Source organism: Marinobacter adhaerens HP15, from assembly GCF_000166295.1.
GTDB classification, from domain to species: Bacteria; Pseudomonadota; Gammaproteobacteria; order Pseudomonadales; family Oleiphilaceae; genus Marinobacter; species Marinobacter adhaerens.
Genome location: NC_017506.1, coordinates 535,476 through 559,925, shown reverse-complemented (window position 1 = coordinate 559,925; position 24,450 = coordinate 535,476). Strand labels below are relative to the sequence as shown.

Sequence of the window (24,450 nt, the reverse complement as noted above, 5' to 3'; positions counted from 1 at the left end):
ACCGGCCTGCCGTGAGTGAGGCCGTGAATTTCAGGCAATAAAAAACCCCAGCATCAAGGATGCTGGGGTTTTGGTATTAGGCGCCTGACGATGACCTACTCTCACATGGGCAACGCCACACTACCATCGGCGCTGGTCTGTTTCACTTCTGAGTTCGGGATGGGATCAGGTGGTTCCAGACCGCTATGGTCGTCAGGCAAAACGGTTGATCACTGGGGGACGAGAAGGAACTGAGTGATGTTGATTTCGATTGAGCGGTTAGGCTCTGCGTTATCCGCAATTGTCTTGGGTGTTATATAGTCAAGCCGCACGAGCAATTAGTATCGGTTAGCTCAACGCCTCGCAGCGCTTACACACCCGACCTATCAACGTCCTGGTCTTGAACGGCTCTTCAGGGACCTCGAGGGTCCAGGGAGATCTCATCTTGGAAGGGGCTTCCCGCTTAGATGCTTTCAGCGGTTATCCTGTCCGAACATAGCTACCGGGCAATGCGACTGGCGTCACAACCCGAACACCAGAGGTTCGTCCACTCCGGTCCTCTCGTACTAGGAGCAGCTTTCCTCAAATCTCCAACGTCCACGGCAGATAGGGACCGAACTGTCTCACGACGTTCTAAACCCAGCTCGCGTACCACTTTAAATGGCGAACAGCCATACCCTTGGGACCGGCTTCAGCCCCAGGATGTGATGAGCCGACATCGAGGTGCCAAACACCGCCGTCGATGTGAACTCTTGGGCGGTATCAGCCTGTTATCCCCGGAGTACCTTTTATCCGTTGAGCGATGGCCCTTCCATACAGAACCACCGGATCACTATGACCTACTTTCGTACCTGCTCGACGTGTCTGTCTCGCAGTTAAGCGGGCTTGTGCCATTACACTAACCGCATGATGTCCGACCATGCTTAGCCCACCTTTGTGCTCCTCCGTTACGCTTTGGGAGGAGACCGCCCCAGTCAAACTACCCACCACACAGTGTCCTCATCCCCGATAAGGGGACCAAGTTAGAACCTCAAACATGTCAGGCTGGTATTTCAAGGTTGGCTCCATGAGAACTGGCGTTCCCACTTCAAAGCCTCCCAGCTATCCTACACAAACATGCTCAAAGTTCACTGTGAAGCTATAGTAAAGGTTCACGGGGTCTTTCCGTCTAGCCGCGGATACACCGCATCTTCACGGCGATTTCAATTTCACTGAGTCTCGGGTAGAGACAGCGCCCCCATCGTTACGCCATTCGTGCAGGTCGGAACTTACCCGACAAGGAATTTCGCTACCTTAGGACCGTTATAGTTACGGCCGCCGTTTACCGGGGCTTCGATCAAGAGCTTCGCGCAAGCGCTAACCCCATCAATTAACCTTCCGGCACCGGGCAGGCGTCACACCGTATACGTCCACTTTCGTGTTTGCACAGTGCTGTGTTTTTAATAAACAGTCGCAGGGGCCTGGTATCTTCGACTGGCTTCAGCTCCACCCGCAGGGATTTCACTTACCACCAGCGTGCCTTCTCCCGAAGTTACGGCACCATTTTGCCTAGTTCCTTTACCCGAGTTCTCTCAAGCGCCTTGGTATTCTCTACCTGACCACCTGTGTCGGTTTGGGGTACGGTCTCGAATAGCCTGAAGCTTAGAAGATTTTCCTGGAAGCATGGCATCAATGACTTCCCGCTCTAAGAGCAGTCGTCGTCGCGTCTCGAGATTGTGGACCCGGATTTGCCTAAGTCCACTCCCTACTCGCTTAAACCGGGACAACCGTCGCCCGGCTCACCTAGCCTTCTCCGTCTCTCCATCGCAGCTATCCAAGGTACGGGAATATTAACCCGTTTCCCATCGACTACACCTTTCGGTCTCGCCTTAGGGGCCGACTCACCCTGCGCCGATTAGCGTTGCGCAGGAACCCTTGGTCTTCCGGCGTGCGGGTTTTTCACCCGCATTGTCGTTACTCATGTCAGCATTCGCACTTCTGATACCTCCAGCATGCTTCTCAACACACCTTCGCAGGCTTACAGAACGCTCCCCTACCCCGCATACAAAGTATGCAGCCGCAGCTTCGGTGACCAGTTTGAGCCCCGTTACATCTTCCGCGCAGGCCGACTCGACTAGTGAGCTATTACGCTTTCTTTAAAGGATGGCTGCTTCTAAGCCAACCTCCTAGCTGTCTGAGCCTTCCCACATCGTTTCCCACTTAACTGGTACTTGGGGACCTTAGCTGGCGGTCTGGGTTGTTTCCCTCTTCACGACGGACGTTAGCACCCGCCGTGTGTCTCCCGGATAGTACTCACAGGTATTCGGAGTTTGCATCGGGTTGGTAAGTCGGGATGACCCCCTAGCCGAAACAGTGCTCTACCCCCTGTGGTATTCGTCCGAGGCGCTACCTAAATAGCTTTCGGGGAGAACCAGCTATCTCCGGGCTTGATTAGCCTTTCACTCCGATCCACAAGTCATCCCCTGGCTTTTCAACGACAGTGGGTTCGGTCCTCCAGTGCCTGTTACGGCACCTTCAACCTGCTCATGGATAGATCGCCCGGTTTCGGGTCTATGCCCAGCGACTAAATCGCCCTATTCAGACTCGGTTTCCCTACGGCTCCCCTAAACGGTTAACCTCGCCACTGAACATAAGTCGCTGACCCATTATACAAAAGGTACGCCGTCACGGAACAAGTCCGCTCCGACTGCTTGTACGCATACGGTTTCAGGATCTATTTCACTCCCCTCACAGGGGTTCTTTTCGCCTTTCCCTCACGGTACTGGTTCACTATCGGTCAGTCAGGAGTATTTAGCCTTGGAGGATGGTCCCCCCATGTTCAGACAGGATATCACGTGTCCCGTCCTACTCGATTTCACCAGACTCAGGTTTCGGATACGGGGCTATCACCCACTATGGCGGCACTTTCCAGAGCCTTCTCCTACCAGTTGTCTAGCTTAAGGGCTAGTCCCCGTTCGCTCGCCGCTACTTAGGGAATCTCGGTTGATTTCTTTTCCTCGGGGTACTTAGATGTTTCAGTTCCCCCGGTTCGCCTCTTACACCTATGTATTCAGTGCAAGATACCGACCCGAAAGTCGGTGGGTTTCCCCATTCAGAAATGCCCGGATCACAGCTTGTTTGCCAGCTCCCCGAACCTTATCGCAGGCTTCCACGTCTTTCATCGCCTCTGACTGCCAAGGCATCCACCGTATGCGCTTAGTTGCTTGACTATATAACCCCAAGACAACTGTGTTCCATTCATCGACAACCTGGTAAACCAGGGCATCAATAAGTGGAGACAGTTCCTTGAAGCGATATAACAACCACTTCAACGACAACACCGGATAACGCTTGAAATCGTTATCACTCTGATTAATGAATTCCGGAGATAATGGAATTCATCAATCGTGTTCTATCTCGTCCAATTTGTTAAAGAGCAAATCTGACCCAGTGATCAGAAAGAAGATCTTCAGCTACAACTCTTAATCGAGTCACACAACTGAAAAGCTTGTTTCTGTACACTGCTAACCGAAGTTAGTCAGTTATGTAAGCATCGATCGTTCAGGCTTTTGGTGGAGCCAGGCGGGATCGAACCGCCGACCTCCTGCGTGCAAGGCAGGCGCTCTCCCAGCTGAGCTATGGCCCCTCGATCTTCCACACAAGCCAGGTCGTTTAACCTTAGCTATAGAATTGTGTGGATCTAGGCGCTTGCAAGCGTAGCGTGCGAGTCGCACGTGAGCTTGGAAGCAACGACGAGCCACGCAATTCTGGTGGGTCTGGGTGGACTTGAACCACCGACCTCACCCTTATCAGGGGTGCGCTCTAACCACCTGAGCTACAGACCCAAAAACACGGGCCTGCAACGACCCATCTGCTCTCTTTATTCAGCTAACCAAGTAATTCGTGTGGACTCTGACCGAAGCATTCGGCTTCGTTTAAGGAGGTGATCCAGCCGCAGGTTCCCCTACGGCTACCTTGTTACGACTTCACCCCAGTCATGAACCACACCGTGGTGATCGTCCTCCCGAAGGTTAGACTAACCACTTCTGGTGCAATCCACTCCCATGGTGTGACGGGCGGTGTGTACAAGGCCCGGGAACGTATTCACCGTGACATTCTGATTCACGATTACTAGCGATTCCGACTTCACGCAGTCGAGTTGCAGACTGCGATCCGGACTACGATGCGTTTTGTGAGATTGGCTCCCCCTCGCGGGTTTGCAGCCCTCTGTGCGCACCATTGTAGCACGTGTGTAGCCCTGGCCGTAAGGGCCATGATGACCTGACGTCATCCCCACCTTCCTCCGGTTTGTCACCGGCAGTCTCCCTAGAGTTCTCAGCCGAACTGCTAGCAACTAGGGATAGGGGTTGCGCTCGTTACGGGACTTAACCCAACATCTCACGACACGAGCTGACGACGGCCATGCAGCACCTGTGTCAGAGTTCCCGAAGGCACCAATCCATCTCTGGAAAGTTCTCTGCATGTCAAGGCCAGGTAAGGTTCTTCGCGTTGCGTCGAATTAAACCACATGCTCCACCGCTTGTGCGGGCCCCCGTCAATTCATTTGAGTTTTAACCTTGCGGCCGTACTCCCCAGGCGGTCTACTTAGTGCGTTAGCTGCGCCACTAAGACTTCAAGAGTCCCAACGGCTAGTAGACATCGTTTACGGCGTGGACTACCAGGGTATCTAATCCTGTTTGCTCCCCACGCTTTCGCACCTCAGTGTCAGTATTGGTCCAGGTAGCCGCCTTCGCCACTGGTGTTCCTTCCTATATCTACGCATTTCACCGCTACACAGGAAATTCCACTACCCTCTACCATACTCTAGCCTGACAGTTCGAAATGCCGTTCCCAGGTTAAGCCCGGGGCTTTCACATCTCGCTTATCAAACCACCTACGCGCGCTTTACGCCCAGTAATTCCGATTAACGCTTGCACCCTCCGTATTACCGCGGCTGCTGGCACGGAGTTAGCCGGTGCTTCTTCTGTGAGTAACGTCAAGCCCTACGAGTATTAGTCGCAGAGTTTTCCTCCTCACTGAAAGTGCTTTACAACCCGAAAGCCTTCTTCACACACGCGGCATGGCTGGATCAGGGTTGCCCCCATTGTCCAATATTCCCCACTGCTGCCTCCCGTAGGAGTTCGGGCCGTGTCTCAGTCCCGATGTGGCTGATCATCCTCTCAGACCAGCTACGGATCGTCGCCTTGGTAGGCCTTTACCCCACCAACTAGCTAATCCGACATAGGCACATCCAATAGCGCAAGGTCCGAAGATCCCCTGCTTTCCCCCGAAGGGCGTACGCGGTATTAATCCGGGTTTCCCCGGGCTATCCCCCACTACTGGGCAGTTTCCTATGCATTACTCACCCGTCCGCCGCTCGTCAGCGGGGTGCAAGCACCCCCTGTTACCGCTCGACTTGCATGTGTTAAGCCTGCCGCCAGCGTTCAATCTGAGCCATGATCAAACTCTTCAGTTTAAATCATACAAGAATCCGAAGATTCTCTATTCTTGCTCAAGACAAAACTCAATTTCGACGAGTCACTGTCCTGATATTTCATATCCGAAATACCTCGGCCAGCGCCCACACGAATTACTTGGTCAACTTTTTAAAGAGCGTTTGAGCTGTTGCTCAATCAAGGCCGCGTATTCTACATCGTTACGCCACCTTGTCAACCGTTAATCTGAAGAATTATAAAACTCATTTTCTTCAGTACTTTCAGACGGTTACTTCTGATCGGAAAACCGCTGTGAGTGGCTTGTCCCTCAGAAGTGGTGCGCATTCTACAGGCGTCAGGAAAACTGTCAACGAGGTTTTTGAATTAATTTATAGCGGTATCGGTTTCCACGTATCCGCCTGATCAGTCAGTGATCAGATCGTACTCTTTTTACTCAAAATCAGCCTCTGACAAACGGAATCAGCGCGCGACTCCCGCTCCATTTCCAACGAAGCGCCAGCAGAACTGCAATTATCAGGCCGTACACCACCATTTCTCCAACGTCACTGCGGGACTGCCAGATGAAATGAACCCATGCCGCTATCGCAATCGGGTACACCAGCTTATGCAAGCCTTTCCATTGCCGGCCCATCCGCCTCATCATCCCCTTTGTTGAGGTTAACGCCAGTGGCACAAGCATAAGGAAAGACACCGCCCCCGCCAGGATATATGGCCGCTTGGTGAACGTGGCCCATAGATCGCTCCAGCCAAGAATGAACTGCAAAAACGCCAATACATGCAACACCGCATAAAAGAACGCAAACAGGCCAAGCATCCGGCGGACCCGAATCCACGCTCCCCACCCTGTCCAACGCTTGAGCGGTGTCATGCATAAGGTAGCAATCAATAACTGAAATGCCGCGATGCCCAGCGACTCTGTTACTTCTTGCCCGGGATCCGGGCCGAGGGACTGGCTGGCAATGCTGGCAATCAGCACCAACAGGGGAACGCTGGCGAGCAGCGCTACCAGCAGGCGAAACGCCAGCACAAACCCCGGTTGGTTCAGCACACGCTTCTCGTTCATCAATAGAACTTGCTCAAATCCATGCCCTTGTACAGATCGGCAACCTGTTCTCCATAGCCATTGAACTTGACGGTTTCCATGTAGTTGGGAGAGAGCAAGCCAGAGGGCAGCCTGCGCTCCCGCTTCTGGCTCCACCTCGGATGGTCAACTTCAGGGTTCACGTTGGCATAGAAGCCATACTCCTGGGGCGCAAGCATTTCCCAGGTAGTCTTGGGGCGCTCCTCCTGAAAGCGAATCTTGACGATCGACTTGATGCTCTTGAAACCGTACTTCCAGGGCACGACAAGCCGGATAGGCGCGCCATTCTGATTTGGCATGGTCTTGCCGTAGAGCCCAACAGCCAGGAAGCTTAACTCGTTCATTGCCTCGTCCATGCGAAGACCTTCCTGATAAGGCCAGTCGATGGTGCTGAACAGCGAGCGCTGACCTCGCATCTGGTCCGGATCATAGAGGGTCTCGAAATAGACGTACTTCGCCCTGGAAGTCGGTTCGAGCCGCTTAAGAATGTCGACCAAGGGGATCCCGATCCAGGGAATCACCATCGACCAGGCCTCGACACAACGAAGCCGATACACCCGTTCCTGATACTCGTGAGGTTTCAGCAGATCTTCCAACGCATACGCACCGGGCCGATCACATTCGCCTTCAACAACCACGGACCAGGGATCAACGGTCATCTCATCGGCGTACTTCGCCGGATCCCCTTTTCCAGTGCCGAACTCGTAAAAGTTGTTGTAGCGGGTTACATCCTCAAAAGGGGTTTTTTCCTCGTCGGTGGAAAAGCCGGGCATCGGAACAAAATCCAGCGCTTCTCCCGGGACAGGAAGCTTCGCTGCCGACAACAGACCGGGCACTGAAAGGCCAGCGGCCACAGCCAGGGTGCCGGACATAAATTGACGGCGGTTCAGGTAAACAGACTCGGGCGTAACTTCAGAATGAGGCAAAGCCCAGGAAGGGCGTTTCTTGATGAGCATGGAAAGTCTCCGTCGGGGCATCAGCCAGCAAAGGCGTTGACCGGAGACTGTATTGAAAATTCCCGGACCTCACTGAGGAGGCCCGGAAGGGGTGCTCAGTCAGCGGCGCCTGGAGCTTTCCGTGGCTTGCCACGGAAAAGCGCACGAACAGGGCCGGACAACGCGTATATCAGAAATCCAGTAAACAATACGGTTGCAGGATCCAGCGCGATCACTACAAAAACCAGCACCACAAGCAGAATGGCGGCAAACGGTACACGGCCACGCAGGTCCAGATCCTTGAAACTGCGGTACAGAATATTGCTCACCATCAAAACACCGGCACCTCCGACCACAAACATGGTCAACAAGGTGAGCCAGGTAGACGGTTCGAAAAGATGGAAACACCAGACCAGGCCCGCGACACAGGCAGCCGCAGCCGGACTCGGCAAGCCGACAAAGAATTTCTTATCGACCGAGCCAATCTGGGTATTGAAGCGTGCCAGGCGCAAAGCGGCGCCAGCCACGTAGATAAAGGTGATGGCCCAACCAACCTTGTCGAAGGCGTTCAGTGACCAGAAAAAGGCTACCAGCCCGGGAGCGACGCCGAAGGCCACCATGTCGGCCAGACTGTCGTACTCCTCACCGAATTTACTCTGGGTATTGGTCATCCGGGCGACCCGGCCGTCGAGACCGTCCAGAATCATCGACACAAAAATAGCGATGGCGGCATTGTCAAAGACGCCGTTGGCGGCAGAAACAATGGCGTAAAAACCTGAGAACAGCGAAGCGGTAGTGAGCGCATTGGGAAGCAGGTATATCCCCTTGCGGCGCACGGGCGCACCTCCTACCAGCTCTTCTTCAACCACTTCCCCGGCCTCGACTTCATAGTCCGGGTTCTGCTTGCCGTCGGCGGATTTTCTTTCTTCAGTCATTCCCATTACTCCGGAAAGCGTTTGGGCGGAGTATATACGAAAAACGCGGCCACCCGGGCCGCGTTTTTCAAAACCAGGCGGAATTCCGCTTAGTTTTTGTCCTTATCCACAATCTTGTTCGCGGAGATCCAGGGCATCATGCCGCGCAGTTTTTCACCAACCACTTCGATTTCGTGGGCAGCGTTCTGACGACGACGCGCCGTCATGGACGGATAGTTCAGAGCGCCTTCAGAGATAAACATCTTGGCGTACTCGCCGCTCTGGATGCGCTTCAGTGCGTTACGCATCGCTTCACGGGACTGCTCGTTGATGATTTCGGGACCGGTCACATACTCGCCATACTCCGCGTTGTTGGAGATGGAGTAGTTCATGTTGGCTATACCGCCCTCGTACATCAGATCGACGATCAACTTCAGCTCGTGCAGACACTCGAAGTACGCCATTTCCGGCTCGTAACCGCCTTCCACGAGCGTTTCGAACGCCGCTTTAACCAGCTCCACGGTACCACCACAGAGAACGGCCTGCTCACCGAACAGATCAGTTTCGGTCTCATCCTTGAACGTGGTTTCGATGATGCCGGTACGGCCGCCACCGATACCGCTGGCGTATGACAGAGCCAGATTCTTGGCGTTGCCGGAGGAATCCTGGAAGATAGCGATCAGGTCGGGAATACCACCGCCGTTGGCGAACTCGGTGCGCACGGTGTGGCCCGGTGCCTTGGGAGCAATCATGATGACGTCCAGATCCTTACGCGGAACGATCTGGTTGTAGTGGATAGCAAAGCCGTGGGCGAACGCCAGGGTGGCGCCTTGCTGCAGATTCGGCTCGATTTCCGCCTTGTACAGCTGGGCCTGGTATTCGTCCGGAGTCAGAACCATGACAACGTCGGCGGCGGCAACGGCAGACGGCACGTCGCTGGTCTTCAGACCATAGGCTTCCGCCTTGGCGATGGAAGAAGAACCCGGGCGCAGGCCCACGGTCACGTCAACCCCGGACTCTTTCAGGTTGCACGCGTGAGCGTGGCCCTGGGAGCCGAAACCAATGATGGCAACTTTCTTGCCCTGGATGATGGAAAGATCGCAATCCTTATCGTAGTAAACCTGCATGAGAAACCTCTGTTATTTGTGATGGCCCCGAAGAGCCATATTGTTCAAACCCTGTTTGAAATCGTTAAAGGCTGAGCACCTTCTCGCCCCGGGCGATACCGGATACACCGCTGCGCACCACTTCCAGTACGCCCGACGTGCCAACGGCCTGAATAAAGCCGTCCAGCTTCTCGCTGTCACCTGCCAACTGAACCGTGTAAACGGAGCTGGTCACATCCACGATCTGGCCGCGGAAAATGTCCACCGTACGCTTGATCTCGGCACGCTGGGAACCGGTGGCTTTCAGCTTGACCAGCATCAGTTCGCGTTCGATATGGGCGCCTTCGGTGAGATCCACCAGCTTGACGACTTCAATCAGCTTGTTCAGTTGTTTGGTGATCTGCTCGATCACCTTGTCAGAACCCGTGGTGGTCACCGTCAGACGGGACAAGGTCTCGTCCTCGGTTGGCGCCACGGTGAGTGTTTCGATGTTGTAGTTGCGCTGGGAAAACAGACCTACCACCCGCGACAGGGCGCCAGGTTCGTTTTCAAGCAAAACAGAAATGATTCGACGCATGATCAGACCCTCTCCGTCTTGCTGAGCCACATATCTTTCATGGAACCCCGGGCAACCTGCATCGGATACACGTGCTCAAAGCGATCCACGTAGATATCCACGAATACCAGCTCGTCTTTCATGGCCAGCACTTCTTTTAGCTTGGTCTCCAGGTCCTCCTTCTTCTCAATCCGGACACCCTTGTGGCCGTAGGCTTCCGCCAGCTTGATGAAGTCGGGCAGGGATTCCATGTAGGACTCGGCATGGCGGGACTCGTAGTTCATGTCCTGCCATTGCTTGACCATACCCAGAGCCTGGTTATTCAGGTTAATGATCTTAACCGGCAGGTTGTACTGCTTGCAGGTCGACAGCTCCTGGATGTTCATCTGGATACTGCCCTCACCGGTAATGCACAGTACTTCGTCGTCCGGGTGGGTCAGTTTTACCCCCATGGCCGCCGGCAGCCCGAAGCCCATAGTGCCGAGACCACCGGAATTGATCCAGCGGTTGGGCTTATCGAACTTGTAGTACTGGGCCGCGAACATCTGATGCTGACCCACATCGGAAGTCACGAAGGCTTCGCCGTTGGTCAAGCGACACAGCATTTCAATGACTTCCTGGGGCTTGATCACATCCGGGCTGGTCTCATAGCGCATGCCATGGAATGCCCGCCACTCGTCGATCTGCTTCCACCAGGAAGCGATTGCGTCCGCGTCCGGCTTTTCGTTGGCTTCCTTCACCAGCGACAGCATTTCCTTGAGCACAGCGTCAACCGGGCCAACGATGGGCACATCGGCATCCACGGTTTTGGAAATCGAGGCCGGGTCGATGTCGATATGGATAATGCGCGCGCCCGGACAAAACTTCTCGGTAGCGTTGGTAACCCGGTCGTCAAACCGGGCTCCCACGCAGAGAATGAGATCCGAGTGGTGCATGGCCATGTTGGCTTCGTAGGTGCCGTGCATGCCAAGCCAGCCGAGGTGCTGCTTATCGCTGGCCGGGTAACAGCCAATGCCCATCAGGGTATTGGTGATCGGATAGCCCAGCAGCCTTACTAGCTCGGTCAGCTGATCCGACGCCTTGCCCAGAACAACCCCACCACCTGCATAGATAATTGGTCGCTTCGCCGCCAGCATCATGTCGACCGCTTTCTTGATCTGACCGGCATGGCCGCGAATAGCGGGGTTGTACGAGCGCAGTTTGACCTTCTTGGGATAGGCGTACTCGTAACGCTCGTTCGGCGTGGTCATATCCTTGGGAATGTCCACGACCACAGGACCGGGGCGACCGGTCGCGGCAATGTAATACGCCTTGCGGATAATCTCCGGGATTTCCTCGGGATGACGGACACTGAGGTTGTGCTTAACCACCGGACGGGAGACACCCATCATATCGGTTTCCTGGAACGCGTCCTCGCCGATGAGAGTGGACGCAACCTGGCCGCACAGAACCACCATGGGGATGGAATCCATGAATGCGGTGGCAATGCCAGTGATGGTGTTGGTGGCTCCAGGACCCGAGGTCACCAGTACGGTACCTGGTTTTCCGGTCGCGCGGGCATAACCGTCGGCCATGTGGACCGCCGCCTGCTCGTGCCTTACCAGAATGTGCTTGACTTTGTCCTGCCTGAACAGCGCATCATAAATATGAAGGGCTGCACCACCCGGATAGCCGTATATGTATTCGATGCCTTCATCTTGAAGGGACCGGATCAGCATATCGGCGCCAGACAATAACTCCACGATTTTCTACCCTCTTCTACGAGTGAATGAGCCGGGAAGGCTCCCGGTTGCCTGGATTCACGGTGTCCATGCTTCTTTTGAAAGCGGAACCGGCTGCTCCTCCACACCTTGTTAAGAGGTTGTCTCCTGGCCAGCCGCCCTCCTGAGGGTTGCGGAGAACGGCCAATCAACGGGTTGCACGTAAGCAACAACCATCCCGCGACGGATGCGCGGCGCGTTCAGTGTGGTAATTGATGGGGGATACTCGCTCGGGATTGCCTGCCGTATTGACCCCAGTCTTCAGGCAATCGGTAATTCTGACAGCGCGAAACTCCCTGTCAATAGCCGCTGCAGGTTTCTGTGCCTATACTGGCCGAAGGTCTGCCATACTTGGAACAAATCCGATACAAAGATTTGAACCAGACAGAAGAAAATCCGCAATAGCGATGGCATGATAGGCAACATTGAAATTAAAAAAACGGGCCCGGTCTATCCAGGTTGTCTGCCTGCCCGGGAGCAGTGAACATACGCGAGTTGAGCCATGAACAGAAAAATCCTGACGCTGACCTTATTACTGGCCGTTGTACCTGGTGTCGCCATGAGCGCCTCCGTCTATAAATGGACCGATGAAAACGGGGTTACCCACTTCGGAGACCGACAGCCCACGGGCTCGAAGGCCGAACGAGTCAATGTACGCTCCGGCACTTCTTCAGACGCATCCGGCAATCGACAGAGCCCTCAGGAGCGACTACAGAATATGCAGGAACAGCAGAATGAGCAGGCGGAACAGCGAAAGGAAACTGCAGTTGAAGAGGCCCGCAGAAAACAGCGGGAGGCAAACTGCGCGACGGCACGCTCCAATCTTGAGCTGATAGAGCGCAATGCCCGCATCCGCATCGAGGAAAATGGCGAGCAACGATACCTGAGCCAAGAGGAAATCGCCGAGAAAAAAGCCGAAGCCCTAAGAATTGCTGAAGAAAACTGCGGGCCAGTGAAAAATAGTGACCAACAGTAAATCTTAAAAGAAAGGGTCAGATGAAAACTCATCTGACCCTTTCCAAAGTTCAAGCTTTTGTAAAATTCAGGTGGTGATCCTCCACCGTACCCTTGATCACATCCCCCGGCACGAACTCTCCCTGTAGCAGACGCTGAGCCAGCGGATTCTCGATCATTCGCTGAATAGCCCGCTTCAAAGGCCGCGCGCCATATACCGGGTCGTACCCGACTTCGGCCAGCAACTCCATCGCGGCGTCATCCAGCTCCAGCTTCATATCCTGCTCTTTCAGGCGCTTGCTCAGAGACTCGATCTGAATCCGGGCAATGCCCTGGATTTGACTCTCCGCCAGTGGGTGGAACACCACCACTTCATCCACGCGGTTGATGAACTCGGGGCGGAAATGAGTGCCGACGACTTCCATGACGGCATTCTTCATGACCTCGTAGTTCTCCTCACCCGCCTTCTGCTGAATGATGTCCGAGCCGAGGTTTGAGGTCATGACAATGACCGTGTTCCGGAAGTCGACGGTCCTGCCCTGCCCGTCCGTCAGGCGACCATCTTCAAGTACCTGCAAAAGAATGTTGAACACATCCGGATGGGCTTTCTCCACCTCATCCAGCAGCAACACGGAATACGGCCTGCGACGAACCGCTTCAGTGAGGTAACCACCTTCCTCGTAGCCGACATAGCCCGGAGGCGCACCGATCAGGCGGGCCACGGAATGCTTCTCCATGAACTCGGACATATCGATGCGAACCATGGCTTCCTCGGTATCGAACAGAAAGGACGCCAGGGCCTTGCAAAGCTCGGTTTTACCCACACCGGTCGGGCCGAGGAACAAAAACGAACCGTTGGGGCGATTGGGATCGGACAACCCCGCCCGCGAACGGCGCACGGCGTTGGACACAGCTTCAACCGCCTCATCCTGGCCGATAACCCGACCATGGAGCGCTTCTTCCATGCGCATCAGTTTATCGCGCTCGCCTTCGAGCATCTTGGACACCGGGATGCCGGTCCACTTGGAGACAATCTCGGCGATTTCCTCGTCGGTTACCCGGTTGCGAAGCAGCTTCATTTCCATCATTTCTGCCTGGCTGGCCATATCCAGCTGGCGCTCAAGCTCAGGAATCTGCCCGTACTGGAGCTCGGACATCTTGCCGAGGTCACCGGCACGACGGGCATTCTCCAGATCAATGCGGGCCTGTTCCAAGCGGCTCTTGATCTTCTGGGAACCATGCAGCGCGGCCTTTTCGGTATTCCAGACTTCTTCCAGATCGGCGTATTCGCGCTCGACACCGGTGATCACGTCGGACAGCTCCGACAGGCGCTTTTTCGAGGCAGCATCGGTCTCTTTCTTCAGAGCCTCACGCTCGATTTTCAGCTGAATCAGGCGACGCTCAAGGCGATCCAGGGCCTCCGGCTTCGAATCCATTTCCATACGAATCTGGGAAGCTGCCTCGTCCACCAGATCAATGGCCTTGTCCGGCAACTGACGATCGGCAATGTAACGATGCGACAGTTTGGCGGCGGCAATGATGGCGCCATCTGTCACCTCAACCCCGTGGTGAACCTCATAACGCTCTTTCAGGCCCCGCAGGATGGCGATGGTATCTTCCTCACTGGGTTCGCTCACCAGCACTTTCTGGAAGCGACGCTCAAGAGCCGCGTCCTTTTCGATATTTTCACGGTATTCGTCCAGGGTGGTCGCACCGACACAATGCAGCTCACCGCGGGCGAGGGCCGGCTTGAGCATATTACCGGCATCCATGGAGCCTTCGGCCTTGCCGGCACCGACCATGGTGTGAATCTCGTCGATGAACAGGATGATCTGACCTTCCTGTTTGGACAGTTCGTTCAGAACAGCTTTCAGGCGTTCTTCGAATTCACCCCGGAACTTGGCGCCGGCAATAAGGGCACCCATATCGAGTGACAGGACTTTCTTGTCCTTGAGGCCATCGGGCACCTCGCCGTTGACGATACGCTGGGCCAACCCTTCGACGATGGCGGTTTTACCAACGCCGGGCTCACCGATGAGGACCGGGTTGTTCTTCCGGCGGCGCTGCAATACCTGAATGGTGCGGCGAATTTCATCATCGCGGCCGATTACCGGGTCCAGCTTGCCGGCCTCGGCTCGCTCGGTAAGGTCAATGGTGTATTTGGACAGAGCCTGACGGTTTTCTTCGGCGCTGGCGTCGTTGACGGCTTCACCGCCGCGAACGTCGTCAATCGCTTTTTCCAGGGCAGCTTTATCAACGCCCTGCTCCCTGAGCACCCGGCCAAGGGTACCCCGGTCTTCCAGAGCGGCCAGCAACATGAGCTCACTGGAGATGTACTGGTCTTTGCGTTTCTGGGCGAGCTTGTCGGCAATGTTGAACAGCCGGCCCATGTCATTGGACATGGAGACGTCGCCGGCCGATCCCTGCACTTCGGGCAGGTTTTCGATTTCCCGGGCGATCGCCTGGCGAATGCGTCCGGGCTCTGCGCCGGCCTGCTTGAGCAGCGGCTTGATCGCGCTGCCTTCCTGATCAAGCAGTGCCTGCATCAGGTGCACCGGCTCAATGAAGTTGTGATCTTTTCCGACCGCGATGGACTGTGCGTCCGCGAGGGCGGTCTGCAACTTGCTGGTCAGCTTGTCGATTCTCATGTGTACTTTCCCCAAATTTCTGCGAATACCGTGGTGCCGTGGGTGGCGGATATTCGATTGCTTTGACAGTTAATGTAGGGGCAAGTAGAGGGACTTCAAGCGGAGGCTCGGTGTATTCGTCAGAAAATTGACGGCCGTCAGGTTTCAGTTTGGTGCAAGCCTGAGGCGGGAATGACTCTCAAGAACACGCTGTGAATACCCCTGCGGGGTCCAGCCTGCAATCACAGATTGCAGTCGTTCGTCTGTCGCATGAAGCTTCGCTTCATATACGCTCGGCCTCACCCATGTAGGCTTGGCTGCAGCATCCATGCTGCAGACAGTTCTAGAGAGTCATTCCCGCCCCAGGCCCAATCTTTGGAAATAACGCAAAGATAACCGGTCAGTTGTCGATAACCCTTAATTCAACCAGATCAAAGTTGCCATCCGCCCGGTCCGGCCCTCCCTGCGGTATGAAAAAAACCGATCTGAATCCTGAACGGTACACAGGCCACCGCCAGTCACGTTGGAAACACCGAGATGATTTAGCCTCAAAGTGGCAAGGGCATAGATATCTGCCATGAAATGACCCGGCCGAGCACCTTCGGCTGTGAAGGCGTGGACCGCTTTGGGATCATGGTCAAGGAAGGCTTCACGCACTTCCGGGCCGACCTCGAAGCTGTCCGGACCGATGGCCGGGCCGAGCCAGGCTTGCAGAGCTTCGGGCGCAACGGCCATCTTGCTCACCAGGTTCTCGATAACACCGCCACACAGGCTTCGCCAGCCACAGTGGGCGGCGCCAACAACTGTTCCTTCGCGATCGGCAAGGATAACGGGCAGGCAGTCAGCAGTAAGGATGGCGCAGGCGATGCCCGGATGACGGGTGTAGCTGGCGTCAGCCTTGGCGATTTGTCCGACGTTATCAGGGGTCAGTTCGACAACATCGATACCGTGCACCTGATTGAGCCAACCGATCTGCTCGCTTTTCAGCCCTGTGGACTCGGCGAGTCTTCGTCGATTCTGTCGCACATGATCCGGGTCGTCTTCGACGTGAACACCGAGGTTAAGACTGTTCCAGGGTCGACCGCTGACTCCACCGGCGCGGGTTGTGCTGATCGCCCGCACTCTGTCGGGCGCAGGCCAGTCCGGTTTCAGGGCGTCACTTTCAATAGTCACGGGTTTCCAGCTCCCGGGCGTGTTTGCGCAGAGCTTCAATCAACGCAACCATATCCTCAGGCAAGGGAACCTCCCAGGTCAGGATTTCACCGGTTTCCGGGTGTTCCAGGGTCAATTGCCGGGCGTGGAGGGCCTGACGGTTGAACGTCGAGAGGGCCTCTCTAAGCTCGTCAGTGGTTCCCTTGGGCAGTCTCAGCCGACCTCCATAGAGCGGATCTCCGACCAGCGGGTGTTTTACATGGGCCATATGAACCCGGATCTGATGGGTTCGGCCGCTTTCCAGTTTGCAGCGGACGTGAGTGTGGGCGGCAAAACGTTCCACCAGGCGATAATGGGTGACCGCCGGTTTGCCGGAGGCGACGACCGCCATTTTCTTGCGCTCCCGAGGATGCCGGCCGATGGGCGCATCAACCGTTGCGCCACCGGTGAGGGTGCCAACGACGACGGCCTCGTACTCACGACCCATGGTTCGGGTTTGCAGCTGATCGACCAGGGACGTATGCGCAATCAGGCTACGGGCCACGACCATAATGCCCGAGGTGTCTTTGTCGAGGCGGTGTACGATACCCGCCCTCGGCAGATTCTCGACCTCGGGTGCGTAGTTCAGCAGGGCATTGACCAGGGTTCCATCGGCATGGCCGGCGGCCGGGTGCACCACCAGGCCCGCGGGCTTGTTGATGACCAGCAAGTGCTCGTCCTCATAGACGATATCGAGCGAGATTTCCTCGGCCTGCCAGCTCACCTGAGCTTCCGGCTCGGCATCCAGCGCCAGGCGATCGTCCAGCATCACCTTGTCCCGAGGCTTTCGCACCTCACCATTTACTGTTAGCGCACCGCTTTTGATCCAGGATTGCAGGCGGGAACGGGAGTGTTCGGGCATCAGCTCTGCTGCGGCCTGATCCAGGCGCCTGTCGCTCAATTCCGGCGGCACAACAAAGTTGGCGAGGATTCGTTTTTCAGATGACATTAAGCCCCCAGGGCCTGTGTGTGTTACGTTTCGGTCAGATTATTGGAAACAGCGGGGCATTGCTCTGCACATGGCGTCACTTCCCCGCTACAATGACTGCCCTTGAATCAATCGACATTATACGGGATTCCGGAATGAGATCAGGTCTTCGTTTGCTCCTACTTTCCACACTGGTTGTTCTGGTCAGTGCCTGCGCCTCCAACAAGCAGGAGGAAGTGCTTCCGGAGAAGACCTATTACGAGAACGCCCGCGAGGCCATGACCTCTGGAAACTTTAACGAGGCAGAGCAGAACCTGGACGCCCTGGAAACCTATTACCCCTTCGGTCGCTACGCAGAGCAGGCCCAACTTGACCTGATCTATGCCCGCTACCAGAACCTCGACCTCGAAGGCTCCCGTGCGGCCGCCGACCGGTTCCTGCGTCTTAACCCTCAAAGCGATCATGCAGACTACGCACTCTACATGCGCGGCCTGGCCTCCTATAACCTCGATATCGGCCTTGCGGCCCGCTATTTCCCGATTGATGTCGCGGCTCGGGATCCGGGTGAGCAGTTGCAGTCGTTCCGCGATTTTTCTGAACTGCTGAACCGCTATCCGGACAGCCAGTACGTCGCGGATGCCCGCCAGCGAATGATCGCGGTGCGCAATCGCATGGCCGAACTGGAACTCTACGCGGCCCGCTACTATGTGAAACGCCAGGCCTATGTCGCAGCCAACAACCGGGCAAGATACATCATCGAGAATTACCCGACAGCGACGGTCACCGAAGAGGCCCTGATTATCCTCGCGGAAACCTTCCGCTTCCTCGAACTGAGAAAAGGATCGCAGGATGCCATTGCCATGCTGCGCACCAACTTTCCGGAGAGTGACGCCTTCAATGCCGACGGCGAGTTTGATGTGGACCTGCTGAAGGGCGAAAACCGGTCACTGACGAACGTCGTAACCTTTGGTTTGATGGGCGACGAATAAAGTCTGAAATCGGGGCCAGGTGGTAATGCCATCTGCCCCCAAACTCCCGCGTCTACTTCCCGCTTTTCCAGCCATTTGTGATCGGATAGCGCCGGTCTTTCCCAAACCCGCGCTCCGTAATACGGACGCCGATCGGTGCCTGCCTGCGTTTATACTCGTTGATATCTACAAGGCGAATAACCCGCTCAACGTCGACTCGCTCGAAACCTTCCGCAACGATCGCATCGGCACTGAAATCCCGCTCTACATACAGATTCAGGATCTGATCGAGCACGTCATAACCGGGCAGGCTGTCCTCGTCTTTCTGATCCGGCGCCAGCTCTGCCGAGGGTGGACGGGTGATCACCCGCTCGGGGATCACTTCGCCCTCCGAAAGCGTGTTGCGGTATTTGGCCAGACGGAACACCAGGGTTTTAGGCACATCCTTTAGAACGTCAAAGCCGCCCGCCATATCGCCATAGAGCGTTGAATAGCCCACCGCCATCTCGCTCTTGTTCCCGGTGGTCAGCACCAGGGAACCGAACTTGTTGGACAGGGACATCAATAAGACGCCACGCAGTCGCGCCTGCAGGTTTTCCTCGGTTGTATCCGGCGTAGTGCCCTCAAAAGGCCCGGCCAGAGTTTCCATAAAGGCGTCGTACATGGGCTCAATCGAGAACACATCGTACTGCACGCCCAGGGCAACGGCCTCCGCTTCGGCATCCTCAAGGCTCATGCTGGAGGTGTAGCGAAACGGCATCATCACCGCGCGCACCCTATCCTTGCCCAGTGCATCGACGGCAACTGCCAGAGTTACTGCCGAGTCGATGCCGCCTGAGAGCCCCAGAACCACCGATTTGAATCCGTTCTTGTTGACGTAATCCCGCACACCGGTCACCAGGGCGCGGTAGACATTGGCCTCCAGCGTCGGCTCTTCCGGCAAAGCCTGGGATACCGGCTGACAGTGGTGCTCGCACAGAAAGTCGACCGGATATAATCCTTCACCAAACTGAGGGGCCTCTGCAGTCAGCACACCGGAATGGTCAAACACCATGGAGCCACCGTCAAAAACCAGCTCGTCCTGACCGCCCACCAGATTCACGTAAACGATACTGACCAGATTCTCCCGGGACTTCCGCTCAAGCAACGCCTTCCTGCGTGCCTGTTTATCGATATCGTAGGGCGAGGCATTGAGGTTCAGGATAAGACGGGCGCCTGCAGCGGCGCAGTCCTCCACCGGCCCCTCCTTCCATAAATCCTCACACACAGTAATTCCCACCGGAACGCCCCGGATATCCAGAGTCAGGACATCCCGGCCCTCGGCAAAGTAACGCTTCTCGTCAAAGACCTGATAGTTGGGCGGGAAACGCTTGAAATACCGACCGGTAATTTCGCCGGCGTCGATGACCACCGCCGCGTTATACAGCAGCGCGCCATGGCGAAGGGGAGCACCGATAACGATCACCGGATCCAGCCTTTCCGCCTGCAGCCTTTCCAGCGCCTCATTTACGCGAACTTCCATGCTGGGCCGCAAGAGCAAATCTTCAGGTGGATAGCCAGTCAGGCAAAGCTCCGGGAACACCACCACATCCGCCTGATGCTCGGACGATGCCCGTCGGGCTGCGTCCAGAACTAGCTCGGTATTGCCAGGAATATCGCCCACCAGGAAATCCAACTGGGCCATCACCACCCGCAATTTTCTGGGAGACTCCCCGGACGCTGCCTGGTTTCCGGACACGGACATAAATCGGCTCCTGTAACTCATTGCCATGAAAAGGCTATTATAACCCCGCATAGGCGTGGATTTCTTCCGACCAACAGCGGATTCCTGTAAATCATGGCAGCAGATACACCAGTACGATCGGCCGAAGCGCTCGGCCCGGCCCCTTCGACACCGCCCGGAATCCAACAGGCCAAGCTGTTCAGGATCTACAACCACTACCGACTAGTGGTGAGCCTGATGCTGGTGGCACTGCTATTCGTGGATCCCGTCAACTTTGATATGCGCTTCCGACTGCTGGATTATTATCAGGCCGGCGTTTCCGCCTACCTCGGCCTGAACGCGTTTATTGCGTTGCTTCTGATCGCCGGATTTCACCCCAGCCAGCGCCACATAACACTTTCAATCCTGCTGGACATTCTGATCATGCATGGCCTGTTGCTCGCCAGCACAGGCATTACCAACGGCCTTGCCAACCTGGTGATTGTGTCGGTGGCCGCGGGCAACATTCTGACGCCAAGCCGCATGGGAACCTTCTATGCAGCGCTGGCAGCCATCTGCTCCCTTGGGATCTCAGGATGGGCAGTTCTGACCCTCGGAGAGTCGGCTGACGATATTGTTCGAGCCGGTTCACTGGGTATCCTCTACTTTGCAGCCGCTTTCGTCCTGCAAAGCATCTCCCGGCGAATGATGCGCAGCGAGGCATTGGCTACCAGCCGCGCCCGGAGCATCGCTGAACTTGAGAAAATCAACCAGCAGATCATTCAACGCATGCGCACCGGCATTCTGGTGCTCGACCGTTTCGGCCAGATCCGCCTTGCCAACGCCGCCGCCGAAGAGCTCTTATACGGCGCCCCCAAAGCCTCGGCACCGATTCACGAGCGAGCGACCGTTTTGCCAAAGCCCCTCAAACAGGGCCTGGACGCATGGCTAAAGGACCCGACACAGCGCATCGAACCCTTTCAACCCTCACCCACCTCGCCGCTATTGCAGGTCAACTTTACTCAGCTGGACCAGGAGCGAGGCGACCAGATCCTTGTATTCATCGAAGATATGAGCAAAGTCACCCAACAGGCCCAGCAAATGAAGCTGGCATCGCTGGGCAGACTCACGGCCGGCATTGCCCATGAAATCCGCAATCCGCTGGGGGCGATCAGCCACGCGGCCCAGCTCATGGAGGAATCCCCTAACCTCGACCCAGGTGATCATCAGATGCTCGGGATCATCCGGCGCCATTCGCGGCGGGTGAATGGCATCATCGAGAACGTGCTTGATCTTTCAAGGCGTCGAGCTGCCAACGCAGATCTGATCGAAGTTGCTCCATGGCTACAGGAATTCAAAGAAGACTTTCTGCAAACGCAGAATGAAGGCCGCGCTGAGGCCGACATTATTCTTAAAATCGATCCCCAACTGCCATCTGCGAGATTCGACAAGAGCCAGATTGAACAGGTCATGGTGAATCTTTGCGACAACGGGCTACGCTACAGTGAACAGCACTCGGGGCAACGAAGAATCGGCATCCATGCGGGGGCAACTGAGGACGGAGAGCGAACCTATATTGATGTCCGCGACCAGGGCCCTGGCATTGCACCCGAGCACAGAAATTCTGTGTTCGAACCCTTTTTCACCACAGACAAGACCGGAACCGGGCTCGGACTTTATCTGGCCCGGGAACTGTGCGAGGCTAATCAGGCCCATCTTTCGCTGGTAGAAGATAACAAACCCGGCTGCTGTTTTCGCATTACATTTGCTCATCCGGGGCGGATGATCTGAACCGGCGCCGGCGGATATCGGGCGCTTGAACAACGACATGGAACCGACGACACAAGATGACCAAATACACAGCGCTGATCGTTGATGATGAACCGGACATCCGGGAGTTACTTGAGATCACCCTCACCCGGATGGGCATAACAACCCTCACGGCACCCGACCTCACCAGCGCCCAGAAATTGCTGGAACAGAACACCACCCACCTCTGCCTGACCGACATGAACCTGCCAGACGGTAATGGCATTGAACTGGTCCAGTGGATTCAGAAACACTCTCCGGCCACGCCTGTTGCCGTGATCACAGCGTACGGCAACATGGACACCGCGATTGAATCGCTCAAAGCCGGGGCTTTTGATTTCGTGTCCAAACCGGTGGAGCTGCCCCGACTAAGGGAACTGGTCAATAGCGCCCTCAAACTCGCTGAGCCCAAGGCAGACGCGGAAGATACAGCCGACGAGCCAGGCCTGCTACTCGGCAAATCACCAGAGATTCGAAAACTCCGGAACCAGACCCGAAAACTGGCCCGAAGCCAGGCCCCCGTGTTTATCAGTGGCGAATCTGGCAGTGGTAAAGAGCTGGTGGCCCGAATGATCCACCTCCAGGGGCCCCGCCGCGAAGGACCGTTCATCGCGGTTAACTGCGGTGCGATTCCCTCGGAACTGATGGAAAGCGAATTCTTCGGCCACAAGAAAGGCAGCTTTACCGGGGCCGTGGAGAACAAAGACGGCCTGTTCCGCTCTGCCAACGGAGGTACCCTATTCCTTGATGAAGTGGCAGACCTGCCCCTGGCCATGCAGGTGAAACTGCTCCGCGCCATACAGGAAAAAGCCGTTCGGCCAGTCGGGGACACCAAGGAAGTGCCCGTCGACATTCGGGTACTGAGCGCCACACACAAGAATCTGCCGGAGCTGGTCCAGGAAGGCAGCTTTCGTCAGGATCTTTTCTACCGGATTAACGTGATCGAACTCTCAGTGCCACCCCTGAGAGAGCGGCCAGATGATATTTCTCTGCTTTCGAATCACATTCTTGAACGAATTGCGAAAGAGTATGAGTGTGACCCTGCCTCGTTAACGCCAGCGGCCGTGGACAGACTGCGAAGCTATGACTTTCCGGGCAATGTCCGGGAACTGGAAAACGTCTTGGAGCGGGCTTTTACCCTGTGCGACGCTGACCAGATCGATGCTGATGATCTGCATCTGGGGAATGGTGTTCAGCATGCAGCTTCGGCCTCGCAGATCATTGCCGAGGGCCAGGTTGGCGATGGGGAAGGAATTGCCGTGCCCGATGGGGAGATTGATCTGGAAGGGTATCTGGAAAAGATTGAACGACAGGCCATCGAGAAGGCTCTTGAAGCGACACGGTGGAACAAGACGGCGGCTGCGAAACGACTGGGTATTAGCTTTCGGGCGTTAAGATATCGATTGAAGAAGTTGGGGATGGAGTAGTAAGCGGTTACACTTTGCGTGGCCACAGGCCTTTGCAGGGCTTGGTTTTTGTAAACAGGATTTCAGGATGAAATCCTTCCCTCGGAGATTCAAGGATGAACGTCAAATATCAGACGGGTATCACACTCGTCGAGCTTCTAATTACTCTGGTAATTATCTCACTGCTTCTCGCCCTTTCGGGGCCTTCCTACAACAGCCTCGTAAACGCCAGCAAGCGCGATGCGGAGGTAAACGACCTGCTTGCTTTTATGGTAATGGCTCGTCATGAGTCCATCATGAGCGGTGAAATCGTCACTTTATGCCCACTGAATACCAAGAAGGAATGTGGACGGGACTGGAACGGAGAGTTACACCTGTTCAAGGATCCCGAAAATAACCGGGCTTTGAGCAATGATCGGCAGGTTATCCGCACCCTACCGGCAACCTCAACGGGAAAGCGAGTCGTACGGTCACTTTCGAGGAGCTATTTCCAATACCGGCCCAACGGCATGATACTGAGCGACCTGGGCAACATCACATGGTGCCCAGAGAATGAGGACCCCAAAACGGCCGGGCATATCATTGTGAGCAGAGGAGGCAGGGTTCGGCTGGCAACCGACCTGGATGGCGACCAGATTCCGAACCGTGCTAATGGCAAAAATGTAGACTGTTAATCAATATTACCAACAGTCCGCTTCCGCACCTCCACGAGCACCACTGTTATCCAGAGTCAGCGTTCCGCAGCGGTCCCCGGTTTGGGGGCCGGTCGGTTGCGCCTGCAAAGCAAAGGCGTTCTGCGTTACATTACCGTTGAAACTGATGTTGTAGAAGGTAGTCCCCGTCCTTGGGGAGATCGTGAAAGGAAGCGCGGGCTGATTACCTCCCTCAAGATATGAGTAGTCCTGAGAATACTGGCGCTCCATCCATTGCGCCAACTCCAGGAGGTCTGCTTGAGCATTGGTCCGTCGGGTCTGGCGGACATTCTCCTGGTACGAAGGATAGGCAATCGCTGCGATGATGCCGATGATCGCCACAACGATCATCAGCTCAATTAGCGTAAACCCTGCTGCCCGATTCCTTATCATCATATTATTATCCT

The 24,450-nt window shown here is 55.7% G+C and carries 16 protein-coding genes, 2 tRNA genes and 3 rRNA genes; 5 read left to right on the top strand and 16 right to left on the bottom strand.

Annotation, left to right across the window (positions count from 1 at the left end; genetic code table 11):
* Positions 1–82: 82 nt before the first annotated feature.
* The 11 genes from rrf to HP15_RS02645 form a co-directional block, all read right to left on the bottom strand.
* A 5S ribosomal RNA gene (gene rrf / locus HP15_RS02695) occupies positions 83–197 on the bottom strand.
* Positions 198–296: 99 nt separating this feature from the next.
* Positions 297–3,188, bottom strand: a 23S ribosomal RNA gene (locus HP15_RS02690).
* 340 nt (positions 3,189–3,528) lie between these two features.
* Positions 3,529–3,604 (bottom strand) — tRNA-Ala (locus HP15_RS02685).
* A 122-nt stretch (positions 3,605–3,726) separates the two neighbouring features.
* Positions 3,727–3,803 (bottom strand) — tRNA-Ile (locus HP15_RS02680).
* Positions 3,804–3,894: 91 nt separating this feature from the next.
* A 16S ribosomal RNA gene (locus HP15_RS02675) occupies positions 3,895–5,434 on the bottom strand.
* The 16S, 23S and 5S rRNA genes sit together here with 2 tRNA genes alongside, the layout of an rRNA operon.
* A gap of 419 nt (positions 5,435–5,853) precedes the next feature.
* Complete coding sequence (locus HP15_RS02670; RefSeq protein WP_014576081.1) at positions 5,854–6,477, bottom strand: protein-methionine-sulfoxide reductase heme-binding subunit MsrQ; 624 nt, start codon at positions 6,475–6,477, stop codon at positions 5,854–5,856.
* Positions 6,477–7,451, bottom strand: coding sequence for a protein-methionine-sulfoxide reductase catalytic subunit MsrP (gene msrP / locus HP15_RS02665; protein ID WP_014576080.1), 975 nt, complete (start codon positions 7,449–7,451; stop codon positions 6,477–6,479). Before msrP ends, HP15_RS02670 begins: the two co-directional genes overlap by 1 nt.
* 95 nt (positions 7,452–7,546) lie before the next feature.
* Entirely contained in the window at positions 7,547–8,365 is an 819-nt protein-coding gene (gene pssA / locus HP15_RS02660; protein ID WP_041644958.1) for a CDP-diacylglycerol--serine O-phosphatidyltransferase, read from the bottom strand.
* Between the two features lie 89 nt (positions 8,366–8,454).
* On the bottom strand, positions 8,455–9,471 hold the full coding sequence (ilvC, locus tag HP15_RS02655; RefSeq protein WP_008170689.1) for a ketol-acid reductoisomerase: 1,017 nt from the start codon (positions 9,469–9,471) through the stop codon (positions 8,455–8,457).
* 64 nt (positions 9,472–9,535) lie between these two features.
* Complete coding sequence (ilvN, locus tag HP15_RS02650) at positions 9,536–10,027, bottom strand: acetolactate synthase small subunit (protein WP_008170692.1); 492 nt, start codon at positions 10,025–10,027, stop codon at positions 9,536–9,538.
* A 2-nt stretch (positions 10,028–10,029) separates the two neighbouring features.
* Positions 10,030–11,748, bottom strand: a complete 1,719-nt coding sequence (locus HP15_RS02645) for an acetolactate synthase 3 large subunit (protein ID WP_014576077.1) — start codon at positions 11,746–11,748, stop codon at positions 10,030–10,032.
* Positions 11,749–12,268: 520 nt separating this feature from the next.
* On the opposite strand from HP15_RS02645, the gene HP15_RS02640 reads away from it, so the two are divergent.
* Positions 12,269–12,742 carry a DUF4124 domain-containing protein gene (locus HP15_RS02640; protein ID WP_014576076.1) on the top strand — a complete coding sequence of 158 codons (474 nt, stop codon included), beginning with the start codon at positions 12,269–12,271 and terminating at the stop codon, positions 12,740–12,742.
* A gap of 49 nt (positions 12,743–12,791) precedes the next feature.
* Here HP15_RS02640 and clpB read toward each other — a convergent pair whose 3' ends face one another.
* From clpB to rluD, 3 genes are all read right to left on the bottom strand, one after another.
* A complete protein-coding gene (clpB, locus tag HP15_RS02635; RefSeq protein ID WP_014576075.1) occupies positions 12,792–15,368 on the bottom strand; it encodes an ATP-dependent chaperone ClpB in 2,577 nt (858 codons plus the stop codon).
* Between the two features lie 396 nt (positions 15,369–15,764).
* Positions 15,765–16,520, bottom strand: a complete 756-nt coding sequence (gene pgeF / locus HP15_RS02630; RefSeq protein ID WP_014576074.1) for a peptidoglycan editing factor PgeF — start codon at positions 16,518–16,520, stop codon at positions 15,765–15,767.
* Entirely contained in the window at positions 16,510–17,487 is a 978-nt protein-coding gene (gene rluD, locus HP15_RS02625) for a 23S rRNA pseudouridine(1911/1915/1917) synthase RluD (protein ID WP_014576073.1), read from the bottom strand. Before rluD ends, pgeF begins: the two co-directional genes overlap by 11 nt.
* A gap of 134 nt (positions 17,488–17,621) precedes the next feature.
* Between rluD and HP15_RS02620 the strand changes: the two genes are divergently transcribed.
* The gene (locus HP15_RS02620) at positions 17,622–18,455 is read left to right on the top strand and encodes an outer membrane protein assembly factor BamD (protein ID WP_041644956.1); all 834 of its coding nucleotides are present in this window, start codon (positions 17,622–17,624) and stop codon (positions 18,453–18,455) included.
* A 52-nt stretch (positions 18,456–18,507) separates the two neighbouring features.
* Here HP15_RS02620 and HP15_RS02615 read toward each other — a convergent pair whose 3' ends face one another.
* A complete protein-coding gene (locus tag HP15_RS02615) occupies positions 18,508–20,178 on the bottom strand; it encodes an NAD+ synthase (RefSeq protein ID WP_041644955.1) in 1,671 nt (556 codons plus the stop codon).
* Positions 20,179–20,271: 93 nt separating this feature from the next.
* Between HP15_RS02615 and HP15_RS02610 the strand changes: the two genes are divergently transcribed.
* The 3 genes from HP15_RS02610 to HP15_RS02600 all read left to right on the top strand — a co-directional run bounded on the left by HP15_RS02610 (position 20,272) and on the right by HP15_RS02600 (position 24,025).
* Positions 20,272–21,927, top strand: a complete 1,656-nt coding sequence (locus HP15_RS02610; RefSeq protein ID WP_014576070.1) for a sensor histidine kinase — start codon at positions 20,272–20,274, stop codon at positions 21,925–21,927.
* A gap of 56 nt (positions 21,928–21,983) precedes the next feature.
* Entirely contained in the window at positions 21,984–23,372 is a 1,389-nt protein-coding gene (locus tag HP15_RS02605; protein ID WP_014576069.1) for a sigma-54-dependent transcriptional regulator, read from the top strand.
* Between the two features lie 95 nt (positions 23,373–23,467).
* Complete coding sequence (locus HP15_RS02600; protein ID WP_014576068.1) at positions 23,468–24,025, top strand: GspH/FimT family pseudopilin; 558 nt, start codon at positions 23,468–23,470, stop codon at positions 24,023–24,025.
* Between the two features lie 6 nt (positions 24,026–24,031).
* Here the strand turns inward: HP15_RS02600 and HP15_RS02595 are convergent, their stop codons facing one another.
* On the bottom strand, positions 24,032–24,439 hold the full coding sequence (locus tag HP15_RS02595) for a type IV pilin protein (protein WP_041644953.1): 408 nt from the start codon (positions 24,437–24,439) through the stop codon (positions 24,032–24,034).
* Positions 24,440–24,450: the final 11 nt, after the last annotated feature.

Bases quoted from the DNA above. Each gene is read 5' to 3' on its own strand.
- HP15_RS02670 (WP_014576081.1), bottom strand. From the start codon at position 6,477: ATGAACGAGAAGCGTGTGCTGAACCAACCGGGGTTTGTGCTGGCGTTT.
- msrP (WP_014576080.1), bottom strand. From the start codon at position 7,451: ATGCTCATCAAGAAACGCCCTTCCTGGGCTTTGCCTCATTCTGAAGTT.
- pssA (WP_041644958.1), bottom strand. From the start codon at position 8,365: ATGACTGAAGAAAGAAAATCCGCCGACGGCAAGCAGAACCCGGACTAT.
- ilvC (WP_008170689.1), bottom strand. From the start codon at position 9,471: ATGCAGGTTTACTACGATAAGGATTGCGATCTTTCCATCATCCAGGGC.
- ilvN (WP_008170692.1), bottom strand. From the start codon at position 10,027: ATGCGTCGAATCATTTCTGTTTTGCTTGAAAACGAACCTGGCGCCCTG.
- HP15_RS02640 (WP_014576076.1), top strand. From the start codon at position 12,269: ATGAACAGAAAAATCCTGACGCTGACCTTATTACTGGCCGTTGTACCT.
- clpB (WP_014576075.1), bottom strand. From the start codon at position 15,368: ATGAGAATCGACAAGCTGACCAGCAAGTTGCAGACCGCCCTCGCGGAC.
- rluD (WP_014576073.1), bottom strand. From the start codon at position 17,487: ATGTCATCTGAAAAACGAATCCTCGCCAACTTTGTTGTGCCGCCGGAA.
- HP15_RS02620 (WP_041644956.1), top strand. From the start codon at position 17,622: ATGAGATCAGGTCTTCGTTTGCTCCTACTTTCCACACTGGTTGTTCTG.
- HP15_RS02615 (WP_041644955.1), bottom strand. From the start codon at position 20,178: ATGTCCGTGTCCGGAAACCAGGCAGCGTCCGGGGAGTCTCCCAGAAAA.
- HP15_RS02610 (WP_014576070.1), top strand. From the start codon at position 20,272: ATGGCAGCAGATACACCAGTACGATCGGCCGAAGCGCTCGGCCCGGCC.
- HP15_RS02605 (WP_014576069.1), top strand. From the start codon at position 21,984: ATGACCAAATACACAGCGCTGATCGTTGATGATGAACCGGACATCCGG.
- HP15_RS02600 (WP_014576068.1), top strand. From the start codon at position 23,468: ATGAACGTCAAATATCAGACGGGTATCACACTCGTCGAGCTTCTAATT.
- HP15_RS02595 (WP_041644953.1), bottom strand. From the start codon at position 24,439: ATGATGATAAGGAATCGGGCAGCAGGGTTTACGCTAATTGAGCTGATG.